General features: G+C 66.1%; 12 protein-coding genes and 1 tRNA gene. 7 read left to right on the top strand and 6 right to left on the bottom strand.

Features of this window, described 5'->3' with window-relative positions:
- Positions 1-327: 327 nt before the first annotated feature.
- Positions 328-1,482: a VIT1/CCC1 family protein gene (locus tag VGI62_RS09510; RefSeq protein ID WP_331504239.1), complete on the top strand. Its 1,155-nt coding sequence runs from the start codon at positions 328-330 to the stop codon at positions 1,480-1,482.
- Between the two features lie 337 nt (positions 1,483-1,819).
- Here VGI62_RS09510 and VGI62_RS09505 read toward each other — a convergent pair whose 3' ends face one another.
- The 3 genes from VGI62_RS09505 to VGI62_RS09495 all read right to left on the bottom strand — a co-directional run bounded on the left by VGI62_RS09505 (position 1,820) and on the right by VGI62_RS09495 (position 3,326).
- The gene (locus VGI62_RS09505) at positions 1,820-2,212 is read right to left on the bottom strand and encodes a type II toxin-antitoxin system death-on-curing family toxin (RefSeq protein ID WP_331504238.1); all 393 of its coding nucleotides are present in this window, start codon (positions 2,210-2,212) and stop codon (positions 1,820-1,822) included.
- Positions 2,209-2,436, bottom strand: coding sequence for an AbrB/MazE/SpoVT family DNA-binding domain-containing protein (locus VGI62_RS09500; RefSeq protein WP_331504237.1), 228 nt, complete (start codon positions 2,434-2,436; stop codon positions 2,209-2,211). Before VGI62_RS09500 ends, VGI62_RS09505 begins: the two co-directional genes overlap by 4 nt.
- Positions 2,437-2,699: 263 nt before the next feature.
- Positions 2,700-3,326, bottom strand: coding sequence for a BON domain-containing protein (locus VGI62_RS09495; RefSeq protein WP_331504236.1), 627 nt, complete (start codon positions 3,324-3,326; stop codon positions 2,700-2,702).
- Positions 3,327-4,028: 702 nt separating this feature from the next.
- Here VGI62_RS09495 and VGI62_RS09490 point away from each other — a divergent pair.
- Positions 4,029-4,463, top strand: a complete 435-nt coding sequence (locus VGI62_RS09490; protein ID WP_331504235.1) for a hypothetical protein — start codon at positions 4,029-4,031, stop codon at positions 4,461-4,463.
- 235 nt (positions 4,464-4,698) lie between these two features.
- On the opposite strand, the gene VGI62_RS09485 is transcribed toward VGI62_RS09490, so the two are convergent.
- Positions 4,699-4,774: transfer RNA gene (locus tag VGI62_RS09485), tRNA-Lys, on the bottom strand.
- 203 nt (positions 4,775-4,977) lie between these two features.
- Here VGI62_RS09485 and VGI62_RS22370 point away from each other — a divergent pair.
- On the top strand, positions 4,978-5,322 hold the full coding sequence (locus VGI62_RS22370) for a zinc ribbon domain-containing protein (protein WP_349257048.1): 345 nt from the start codon (positions 4,978-4,980) through the stop codon (positions 5,320-5,322).
- 44 nt (positions 5,323-5,366) lie between these two features.
- Here the strand turns inward: VGI62_RS22370 and VGI62_RS09480 are convergent, their stop codons facing one another.
- Both VGI62_RS09480 and VGI62_RS09475 read right to left on the bottom strand, forming a co-directional pair.
- Entirely contained in the window at positions 5,367-6,767 is a 1,401-nt protein-coding gene (locus tag VGI62_RS09480) for a hypothetical protein (protein WP_331504234.1), read from the bottom strand.
- Positions 6,743-7,015, bottom strand: a complete 273-nt coding sequence (locus VGI62_RS09475; protein WP_331504233.1) for a hypothetical protein — start codon at positions 7,013-7,015, stop codon at positions 6,743-6,745. The genes VGI62_RS09480 and VGI62_RS09475 overlap by 25 nt, the downstream gene beginning before the upstream one ends.
- A gap of 433 nt (positions 7,016-7,448) precedes the next feature.
- On the opposite strand from VGI62_RS09475, the gene VGI62_RS09470 reads away from it, so the two are divergent.
- Genes VGI62_RS09470 through VGI62_RS09455 form a run of 4 tightly spaced genes read left to right on the top strand, consistent with a single transcriptional unit; the run spans position 7,449 to position 10,710 of the window.
- Entirely contained in the window at positions 7,449-8,051 is a 603-nt protein-coding gene (locus tag VGI62_RS09470; RefSeq protein ID WP_331504232.1) for an RNA polymerase sigma factor, read from the top strand.
- Entirely contained in the window at positions 8,029-8,727 is a 699-nt protein-coding gene (locus VGI62_RS09465; protein ID WP_331504231.1) for an anti-sigma factor, read from the top strand. Before VGI62_RS09470 ends, VGI62_RS09465 begins: the two co-directional genes overlap by 23 nt.
- Positions 8,727-9,995 (top strand): S8 family peptidase, encoded by a 1,269-nt coding sequence (locus tag VGI62_RS09460; RefSeq protein WP_331504230.1) that lies wholly within the window; start codon positions 8,727-8,729, stop codon positions 9,993-9,995. The genes VGI62_RS09465 and VGI62_RS09460 overlap by 1 nt, the downstream gene beginning before the upstream one ends.
- Positions 9,943-10,710 carry a TorF family putative porin gene (locus VGI62_RS09455; RefSeq protein WP_331504229.1) on the top strand — a complete coding sequence of 256 codons (768 nt, stop codon included), beginning with the start codon at positions 9,943-9,945 and terminating at the stop codon, positions 10,708-10,710. The genes VGI62_RS09460 and VGI62_RS09455 overlap by 53 nt, the downstream gene beginning before the upstream one ends.
- Positions 10,711-10,750: the final 40 nt, after the last annotated feature.

Raw genomic sequence — 10,750 nt, 5'->3', positions numbered from 1 at the left:
CATCGATCGGAGGCGGAAGCCGAGGACCGCTGCTGACACTCGTCGGTCATTCGGCGTCGTGCCGGCAAACTCGTGACGAGGAGCTTGGGATCGAGCCTGGAAATACCGCCAAGCAGGGGCGAACAGAGAGGTCCAATTGTGAGGCGACATGGAAAACTGACCCCCGCATTGCCTCAGCTGTTTTCCCACCCGCCCCGAGCGCAGTCCAGCAGTCCGACGGAGACGCGGCGACGCGGCCCTCCGGCCGGTGGCTCGCGCGCCCCCTTGAGCGACGGTCTCCCCGCGACCAAATCCCCCGGGGAGGCGGCCGTGTCATAGAGGTGGGCGATGGCGGATCCCGATCCGAAACCCGCGCAATCCGGCGAGGCGGGCGATGCGCGCCGCTATCGCGCCAATCTCCAGGGCGAGATGGACAGCGTCACCATCTACTCGGCCCTGGCCAAGGCTGAATCCGATCCCAATCTCGCGCAGGTCTACGCCAAGCTGGCCGCAGTGGAATCGGCGCATGCGGAGTTCTGGCGCAACCAGCTTGACCGTAAGGACGCGCGGACGGCGCGCCTGCGCCCCAGCTTCCGGGCCCGGGCCCTCGGCTTCCTGGCGAAGCGCTTCGGGCCGTCGTTCGTGCTGCCCGCCATCGCCGCCGCCGAAGCCCGCGACATCGATGCCTATGACCGCCAGCCCGAGGCTGTCGCCCGGGGGCTGCCGACCGACGAGCGCTCGCATGCGCGGCTGATCGCGGCCGCGGCCTCGACGGGACTGGGCCTGGCGGGCCCCGGCGTCGCGACCCTCGAAGGTCGGCACAGCGGGGCGGCGGGAAATTCGCTCCGGGCCGCCGTTCTGGGCGCCAACGACGGGCTGGTCTCCAACCTGAGCCTGGTGATGGGCGTCTCCGGCGCGACCGGGGCGCAACACACCATCCTTCTGACCGGCATCGCAGGCCTGGTCGCCGGTGCCTGTTCCATGGCCCTGGGCGAATGGCTTTCGGTGAATAGCTCCCGCGAGCTCTACAAGAAGCAGATCGCCACCGAGGGCGCGGAGCTGGAGCATTCGCCCGAGGAGGAAAGGGAGGAGCTCATCCTGATCTACCAGGCCAAGGGCCTGGGCGAGCAGCAGGCCAAGGCTCTGGCGGGCGAACTGCTCAGCAACAAAGACACCGCCCTCGACACCCTGGTGCGGGAGGAACTCGGCATTGATCCCGACGAACTCGGGGGTTCGGCCTGGTCCGCCGCCACGGCCTCCTTCCTGCTCTTCTCTGCCGGCGCGATCTTCCCGGTCGCGCCCTTCTTCTTCGTCGGCGGGTGGACCGCAGCGATCCTGAGCCTGGCGCTGAGCGGCCTGGCGCTCTGCGCCATCGGCGCCGGGACTTCGCTCTTCACCGGGCGCGGGATCTTCTTTTCGGCGTCCCGGCAGTTGATCATCGGCTACGCCGCGGCCGCCGTGACCTTCGGCGTCGGCCGTCTGGCCGGCGTGGCGCTCGGCTGAGCGCGCCCCTGGCGGGTCCGTGCTGGCGGTCTAACGCTAACATTCTCCAGTTTGCGCGAAGATGGCGCCGAAGCCGGGAATTTCGTGAATCGATTTCGTCCAGTTAATGCAGGCCGCGACCCGAACGCCCACGTCCTCAAAGTCCGATGCATATCGGGTGACCACGATCTTGCCGCATTGATGGTCCCCGCTGAGTTGGACCCGAACCGCGGTCTAAGCCTGTCGCCTCCACCAATGCCGAGATATTGCCGCCAGTGGACCATGCGGGACCCTTGCTCGAAGACGGGCTTCGGCCTGATGCCGGACATCGAATTCTCAACGGACTGCGACGGACGATCTAGGTGATGTTCGACCGATCGCGGATCCACGCGCCGATCTCTGCAGTATCGCGACGTCCTGCGGCGATCGCCAGTACAGCCCGCGCAGCATCCGCCTGCTCGGCGACCAACCGCCGGCCATTCAATCGCAGGAAAAGGCCGGCGGCCAGGAATCCAGCTCGCTTATTGCCGTCGGCAAAAGGATGATTGCTGACAACCGCTACCAGGTAGGTGGCGGCGAGAACACAAACGTCGTCGACGCCTTCGTAATGAAACCGATTGGCCGGTCTGGCGAGAGCGGACTCGAGAAGACCTTCATCTAGCAGTCCCGGGGCGCCCCCGTGGAGGGCGATGGTTCGGTCCTGCAGGGCGATAAGGCTCTCTTTGGCCGGCCAGCGAGGCTCGGCGCTCACTTCGCCAGGACACGAAAGGCGTCGCGGTAGTCGTCCATGAACTCTTCGCCAAGGGCGATCTCTTCCGCCACCCTCGGATCATATGCGGAGATGCGCATGTCGCCAAAGGCTCCGTCGGTCAGATAGAGAGTGTCGCCCTTTTCGGCGCCGAGCTTGGCGAGCGCTTCCTTCGGCAGGAGCACGCCAACGGAATTGCCGATCTGGGTGAGCTTCAGGGCGATCATCGCGGTGGTCTCCGTCTTGTGTTGGTTATAACATATGTAATACGCGCCGTCGACCGGAAGTCCCCCGCGACACCGCGGGCGCTCCCAGCCGTCTTGACGAACGAGCCGCAGGTCACGCGGCGATCACCGCCGAAAGCTACGCGTTCCACCGGCAGGAAGACCGAGGCCGAAGCAGCGGCTCCGCGAGCGGGGGGGCGTCGCGATTCGGCGAGGTCGCGTCGGAGAGGCTCTCCGGGGCGGACTTCACGAGGAGGAGACGTCGTTCAAGCCGCGTGTGGTGTCGCGTCATGCAGGTGGTCGGTGTGGCGCTGTGACCGCAGGCGATAGGCCAGCACCAACAGCGTGAGGCCGAGGGCCATGGCGTAGATGCCGAGCCACCAAGTGAGCACGATGGCGCCGAGCAGCGGCATAATCCCCAGCAGGACGCCGGCGACGATCGAGAGGATGCCGCCCAGGCCCATCCACCAGCGCCCGTGGTCGCCGGCTTCGAGCGCGGCGCTGCGCCTGAAGGCCTCCTCGATTTTCCGTTTGACCTCGGAGGGGGCGATCCGCGGCTGGATATGGATGAGGTTGGTGACACCCCGCAGGCCCTTCAGCCGGCGGACGGCCCGCTCGGCTAGGTCCCTCTGGAAGTTCCACTCCACCTCACCCTCGAGCGTCACCCACCCGTTCTTCACCACCGGAGTGATGTGCTCGAACGTGTAGGGCAGCTGGCTCTTGATGGCGGAGACCGCCTCCCGGGCGATTTCGGGATCGGGGCGCTCCTCCGAGCTCGGCAGGCGAACCTCGATGTCGTTGGCCAGTCCGACGACGCCGGACACCCGCTTGGCGCCGCGTTCCGCTTCGTACTTTTCGCTGAAGCTGCGGACGAAGCCGGTGAGGGTCACCACGCCGTCCTTGACCGCGACGCCAATGTCGTCCGACGTGATGTCCGGATCGAGCGCAGCTCAAGCTCCACGTCCCGCTTAATTTCGCTGTCGGTTCTCATCGCGTACTCGTTGAAGTCGATCGAGGAATTCCTGCCCATTCAAAATTCGTTCGCGCCGCCTCTCGACTGGTTCTCCCTTGGGAGTCTCAGCGGCCTAAGGCACGCCCGGCGAAACGAATGTCCGGCTCTGAAGAGCGCTAAGGGGGCCTTGCGCAAATCCCTCGTCACCGCAGGCTTTAACCGCGTCTCTCTCGCGTCTCTCAATGTGGGTCTTGTTACCCCCACCACGCCGGCTCACGTCTTGGAGGGGTCGTTGGTGGACGGGACCCCCCGGATCGGCGCTGTAAGACCTAGAGCTGATAGATCAGGGCAGGGGGGCGGCCTTGGCGAAGACCCTCGAGGCCCGACGCCGAGCCCATCACCTGGCTGAGGGAAAGCCGCCCTCGGGAACAGCGGGACCGGGCTCATCCGGCCCAGCTAGGCGCTGGGCGTCACCGGACCGTGAATTTGCAGTTCCCGCGCGTCCTTGTCATGCCTGAGAGCCCGAAAGCTGCGGGCGGGATCTTGCGCTTCTCGTCCGCTCCCGGAACCATGTTCTTGCAGACGCCTGAGCGGCGTGCTCCCATCTGTTGCCGGCTGTCCCGGCCATTTGGGGGGATTTCTCATGAAGGCTCTTACTATCGCGCTGCTACTTGCCGCAGCCCCATTCGCCGCACATGCGGCTGACGACTTCACCTTCGTTACGACGGGCAAGGTCGTCGATGGTATTCGCGTACCCGCAGAAGGCGCTGCCTTTCAGGGGGTTCAGGTCACGACGTACACGGCGCAGGTCACCTATCTCAACGGCAAGAAGGAGACCGCAGAAGGCAAGTGCGGGGCTTGGCGCAACCCGCCCGGCGCTCAATTCCCCACGACGGGCATTTGCGTAGTTCCCCACGTCTATGAGCAGCAATATAGCTGCCAACCGGAGGGCACGGCTGCCAGTAATTGCTGGGGCTACCTGCGCGGGCTGCCGGACGGTCCGTGGGCCGGCCGAACGGGGCTGATAACCTACCACTCCGACGCAAAGGGCCTTTCTGGCGTTGGCCGCTGGAACTAGTTCGCCTCACCGCCCCCCGGTGTGTCCGGGGGGCGGACCAGCGAGGCGCAGCGGCGAAGCAGGTTACCGGACCGTTTGGTCACCCCCAACGGCCCACGTGGGCCGACGGTCCGGGGGGCGCGACGGTCGCTACTAGCGCTGCGACAGAATGCTACCCAAGGCGCTACCCAAGCAGCCAAAATGGAAGAACGAGGTTATGTCAACCTCGCTAACCACCTAATTTTCTTGGAGAATTTGGTGGGTGCAGTAGGATTCGAACCTACGACCCGCTGATTAAGAGTCAGCTGCTCTACCAACTGAGCTATGCACCCATCTACCTGAGAAACCTGAGCGTTTCGGCCTTTTCCGCTGGACCCCAAATGCGGGAGTTCGCAGAACTGTTTGCAGGTTTCGTTCGGGAGGCGTTCTCCTATAGGGTCTTTTTGAGCTTATCAAGTACGGCCTTCACGACCGCGTCTCATGCGACGCAGCGCCGCTTCACGGTCTCGACGTCCGCTTCAGATCAGACCAGCCCGTGATCATCGCCACCTGGGAACTGTCCGGGCCCGGCGACCGCAGGATAGCCGCGCGGTGTCGATGTGACAGCGCGCTCGATGGGGCTTCAACAGCAAGCTCGAGCAAGACCTGTGCTTGCTGCGGCTCGGTCAAGGCCGGGCTGGCGCTGTCGCAGCGGATCTTCACATGCGACACCCGCGGCTATGCGGCCGATCGCGACCTCAACGCCGCGCGAAATCTCGAACGACTGACCGCAAGCTCTGCGGTGACAGCCTGTGGAGAGGAACGCTCCGGCGCGGGACGAAAGCCTCGCGTGAAACGGGGCCCGGCGAAGCAGGCGCCGGACAGCAAGGCCGCCGCGTAGCTTCAGACAGCTACCAGCGGATTTGCATAGGTACCGGGGAGCGGTCAGTAGGCGATCCAAGTGAACAGCCGCAGCGTGTTGTTATCCGAGGCGTTGGCGCCCGCGCCGTCGAAGTTCCTGCCGGCGCCGTTGAAGCGGTTGTAGATCGTGTACTGGACCCCCACGCGCATGTTGAAGCGCTTGCCCAGCGGGCCCTTGCCGTCGCCCCAGGGTGTGCCGTCGAGCTGCAGGATCACGCCGCTGCTGTCCGGACTGAAGGTGCGACTACCCGGATAGATAAACGGGTTGGCCGGTCCCCAGGTGTCGAAGAGGCCCACGGTCGCGCCGATCTTGGCCCTCCAGTAGTAGGACGCGTTAAGGCGGGCGTCCTCCAGACGGGTGTCCGCGCAGGCGCCGCCCGGAGATCCCGCCAGTGCGCAGGTGGCGTTCAGCGCCTGGCGCTCATGCAGATAGCGGGCGTCGACGGCGATGACGTCGCCGTTGTCGAGCGAGTTCCGGTAGGAGCCGTCGACGCCATAGTCCGTGTACAGATCGGTGAGGCCGGTGGTGCGGTCGCGGCCTGGATGGATGCCGGTGCGCATGCCGAAGGCTCCGACCTCGACCGTGCCCCCGCCGATTTTGGTCTGGTAGGCCAGCCGCCCGTAGGGCGCCGCGCCATCGATACCGCCCGGGCTCAGCGGGTCGGCCCCCAGGCGGGTGATCGTGGACTCCCCCGGGGACCAATAGCCGCCGGCTTCGGCGTAAAATGTGGAATCGATCCACGCGTAGGCGGTGAGGCCGACTGTGTTTTGGGCGAGGGCGCCCAGGAACAGCGGCGAGGCCGAGGGCGAAGGCGCAAGCGCGGAGGACGTGAAGGGAAAGCCCCACGCAGGCAGGGTGTTCCAGGCGTCCTCCACAGTGGGGGAGTTGTTCAGGCTGAGCCCGAGAACAACCTCCTTGTCCTTCACGTGGGTGACGGTCACCGCCCGCAGGTCGATGTTGTCCCACGTAAAGGCCCTTGCGACGCCGTCATATGTCGTCTGCACGAAGCCACCGAAATGCGAGCCCAGTCCCCCGGCCAGGAACACGCTCACCTGATCGAGGGCGACATTGTCGTTCGTCGAAAAGTGTGGGGCCGGCGGCGATGGCTGGTCCTTCTGTGTGCGGATGTAGGATGCGATAGCCATGGCCGCGAGCGGCACGTTAATGGGGCCGGAGCGCTCGGTGTAGCCGTGCAGCTTGAAGTCACGTCCATACGGTGTGAGCTGCGGGCCGAAGCCGCCGACGTGGCAGGCCTGGCAGGGCTTGTCGGTCTGCGCAGCGAAGGCGGGGACGGCCTCGGCCGGCCCCGCGCTCAGGATGAGCCCCGCAAGGGTGGCGCCCACGGCGAAACCGAACCGACGCGAGAGGTTCGAGAAGATACCGCGCCCCAGGTTCGCCATTACGAATGCGTGTACTTGTCGCACCAGCCGGAGGGCTCTATCGGCCCCTCGACCACCTTGCAGCTCTGGGGTGGCTGGAAGTTCTTGCAGGTGTTGCAGCTGTGGCCCGCCTTCGGGTGGCCCTGGTATTCCACCGACTTCTGCGCGCTCTTGGCGGCGCTCGCTGAAGCCGCTCCCGCGGCGGGAAGCACCATCGCTCCGATCGCAGCGATCGCTGCCCTGCCGAGCACGGTGCGGCGCGAGGCCATCAGGTCAACTGTCACAGAACTCATGCTGACGCTCCATTGGGTCTAGCGCGTAACGTCCTCCCCTGACTGGGTGTTAATGGCAGGAAGCCGGCCGCCGGTTCAAAGCGGAGGCCGCAGCCCTCGACGACGCTCCGGGTCGATTGCGGGCCTCCGCGCCCGGCTCGCGCGGCCATTTGCGGGAGTGAAGATGACCTGTGGCGGCTTGAAGAATAGCCAGCTGATGATCGCGTATCTTAGGACGCTGGATAACAAGCGACTTGCTCGCCGCGCAGCGGCATCCCCGCAACCTATGCCGATCGCGCAAGCCGCGGCAGATCTGCTCTGGGAGCCTCCATCTTCCGTCCGCCGCAAATCCGGCCGGGGTGAGGACTAGGAGGGTGAGATCTTCGCTGGGGCGCGCCTCGGCATGAACCTTTTCGTTGATGGAGACTATTAACACTCGAGCGCGGGGATGCCGATGTTGCGCAGGCCAAGCGGCCCGAATGATGAGGTCGGAGCGGCCGTCGAGATCACCTCGCGCGACGAGGCGGATTTGGTCGGGCGCGTGGCCCGCGGAGAGTTGCGCGCCTTCGAGGAACTCTACCGGGTCTACCACCCACGCCTGACCCGCTTCATTCTCGGTCGGATACGCCGGCCGCATTTAGTGGAGGAAGTTCTCAACGACACCATGCTGGTCGTTTGGACGCGCGCCGAGCGCTATAACGGCGTCAGCAAGGTCTCGACCTGGATTTTCGCCATCGCCTATCGCAAGGCGATGGAGGCCCTCCGGGGATTGGACGAACCGATGGAAGACGAACACTCCGAAGCCAGCGAAAGCCCCGAATTGGGGCCTGAAGACCAGGTCGGACGCCGACAGGTCGAAGAGGCGCTGTCGAGGGCGATGGGCGAGCTGTCGGCGGACCATCGCACGGTGGTGGATCTCGCCTATTTCCACAGCATGGGATACCGCGAGATCGCCGACATCATGGGCTGTCCTGAGGGCACCGTGAAGACGCGCATGCACTACGCGCGGCAACGACTGAAGAACGCACTGGCCGGTGGCCTGGTGGACTGGTTGTGAGGCCGCTGTGACAGGGCGCATCATCCAATTCCACCGCGATCCCCATCAAGAGAGCCAAGCCCTCTTGCCTTGGTATGTGACCGGCCAGCTGGACGCCTCGGACAAGGCCCAGGTCGAAGCCCACCTCGACCATTGTGTGGAATGCCAGGCGGAGCTTCGGGTCGAGCGCGGCCTCCAGCGCGAAATCGCTTCGCTTTCTCTCGAAGTGGATCACAGCTGGGCGCAACTGCGCAGCCGTCTGACGACCCGCCCCCCACCGGCCCGGGCCGCCACCCGCGTCGGAGGGTGGCTGGGGGCTGCAGGCCGCGTCGCCGCCCGTCACTGGCGCAGCGGTGCGCCAGGGTTACGCTGGGCGGTGGCCGCTCAGTTCCTCCTGATACTGGGGCTGGGTGCTGTCGTGCTACAAAGCCCCAGGCCGGCGCGCTACCAGGCCCTGGGTGCGGCTCCGGTCGCCGCTGCAGGCAACGCCGTGGTGATCTTCCGCCCGGACACCCGTGAACGGGATCTGCGTCAGGCGCTCCAAGCCAGCCACGCGCGCGTGGTCGACGGGCCGACTTCGACGGACGCCTTCCTGATCCATATCGCGCCCGCGGAACGCGCCGCGGCCCTGGCGAGGCTGCGCCTGCGCGGCGACATCGAGCTGGCCGAACCCGTGGACTCCAGCGAGGACCGTTAATGGCTCGGCTCCTCAGGCGCGTCCTCCTCGGCCTCGCCGCCTGGTTCGCCAGCCTGGGGCTGGCCTTTGCCGACGAGGCCGCGGGCCAACCGGTCCAGGTGGATCCGGGCCGGCAGGTGCTGGTGTTGCTGCGGCTCCCGCCCGAGCATTTCCGACCCGATGCCAACTATGGCGAGAGCTACGGCCGGGGCCTGGGACACAATGCGCGTCGCCGGATTGCAGAGCGTCTCGCCCGCGAGCACGGTCTCACCCTGGTGAGCGATTGGCCGCTGCCCTTCGTGGGGGTGGATTGCTACGTCATGTCGGTTCCGGTGAACCAGTCGCCGGACGCGGTGGCGGCGAGCATTTCCCGGGATCCCGACGTGGCGTGGTCCGAGCCGATACGGGTCTATCGCGGGCAGGGCGAGAGGACCACGCACGACGATCCCCTCTACCGTGTGCAGCCAGCGGCGCGGGAGTGGCGCCTGGCGGAGCTGCATCTGGTCGCGACTGGTCGCAATGTCCGCGTGGCCGTGATCGACAGCATGATCGAAAAGACCCATCCCGATCTGACCGGCCAGGTGCAGATGAGCGAGAACTTCGTCACGGGCCGGTCCGACGAGGCTGAACAGCACGGCACGGGCGTGGCGGGCATTATCGCCGCGCTCGCCGACAACGGGCTGGGCATCGCCGGCGTGGCGCCCCGGGCGCGGCTGCTCGCCCTACGCGCCTGCTGGCAGGAGTCCGCTCCGCGGACCAGCTCGCCGACCACCGTTTGCGACAGCTTGAGTCTTGCCGAGGCGCTGCATTTTGCGATCGACCACAACGCCCAGGTCATCAACCTGAGCCTCAGCGGGCCGCCCGATCGGCTACTGGGTAGACTGCTGGATGCGGCGATGGCGCGCGGGATCACGGTGGTCGGCGCATTCGATCGCAATCTGCCCGGCGGCGGCTTTCCCGCCTCCCACCCTGGGGTCGTGGCGGTGATCGACGAGTCACAGGGCGCCGCGCCAAGCGGTGTCTTCAGCGCGCCGGGGCGGGACATCCCGACAACCCAGCCCGGGGGCCGCTGGTATCTGGTGAGCGGCAGCTCCTACGCAGCGGCGCATGTCAGCGGTCTATTCGCGCTCTTGCGCGAGCGGGCTCCGCGCGCGCAAGGTTCGGGGGCGCTTGTGACCAACGCTACCGGCGAGGCGATCGACGCTTGCGCGACTCTCCTGCGGGCCGGGGGACCCTGTGAATGTGCCTGCCCTAACGCGCGCCCGGCTTTGGCGATCGTTCGTAGGTAACGCGACCCCGCGACGGGCTTACACGCTCAGCATTGCCTTCGCGGGTGTGGCCCTGTGCGCGGCTGCCGGCGCCCAGGCCCAGGTGGCGGGGAGCGCATCGATCCAGTCGGACTACCGATACCGTGGCGTCTCGCTGACTGGCGGAAAGCCCGCCGTGAGCTTGAGCATCGCCTACGACCACGAAAGCGGACTCTATGCAGGCGTCTCGGCGTTCGGCGCCTCGGGCGCAGACAACAGTGTCCGCTTTGGCGCCACGGGCTATTTCGGTTATGTCGCTCGCGTCAGCCCAAGCACAGCATGGGACTTGGGCGTCACCCACTCGGCGTACGAGGTGAACGCCCCCCAGAACTCATCTTTCGGGTACACGGAAATCTATACGGGCATCGTCAAGGACCACTTCAGCGTTCACTTGCACTACTCGCCCGACTATTTCGGCCAAGGCGCGAGCACGGTCTATGTCGATCTCGACGGGGCTTATCGACCGTCGCGACGCTGGCGACTGTTCGGGCATGTCGGCCTGCTGACCCCCATCGCACAACCTGCGTCGTCGGGGAGCTTCCGGGAGCGTTATGACCTGCGCGCCGGAGCGGCCGCAGAATTTGCGAGAGGCGAAGTTCAACTCGCCCTGACCTCGACAGGCCCCGACCTCGCCTATCCGGAAGGACACTCCCAGGATCGCGCCGCGCTGGTCGTCGCCGCGACCTTCTTCTTCTGAGTGCGCCCGTCAAAATTATTCTTCGCCAAATTGAACGTCT

The sequence above is a fragment of the Phenylobacterium sp. genome, assembly GCF_036495085.1.
GTDB lineage: Bacteria > Pseudomonadota > Alphaproteobacteria > Caulobacterales > Caulobacteraceae > Phenylobacterium.
Note: the sequence above shows the minus strand (reverse complement) of the source record. Positions and strands in the feature narration are given on the sequence as shown.

Bases quoted from the DNA above. Each gene is read 5' to 3' on its own strand.
- VGI62_RS09510 (WP_331504239.1), top strand. From the start codon at position 328: ATGGCGGATCCCGATCCGAAACCCGCGCAATCCGGCGAGGCGGGCGAT.
- VGI62_RS09500 (WP_331504237.1), bottom strand. From the start codon at position 2,436: ATGATCGCCCTGAAGCTCACCCAGATCGGCAATTCCGTTGGCGTGCTC.
- VGI62_RS09490 (WP_331504235.1), top strand. From the start codon at position 4,029: ATGAAGGCTCTTACTATCGCGCTGCTACTTGCCGCAGCCCCATTCGCC.
- VGI62_RS09475 (WP_331504233.1), bottom strand. From the start codon at position 7,015: ATGAGTTCTGTGACAGTTGACCTGATGGCCTCGCGCCGCACCGTGCTC.
- VGI62_RS09470 (WP_331504232.1), top strand. From the start codon at position 7,449: ATGTTGCGCAGGCCAAGCGGCCCGAATGATGAGGTCGGAGCGGCCGTC.
- VGI62_RS09460 (WP_331504230.1), top strand. From the start codon at position 8,727: ATGGCTCGGCTCCTCAGGCGCGTCCTCCTCGGCCTCGCCGCCTGGTTC.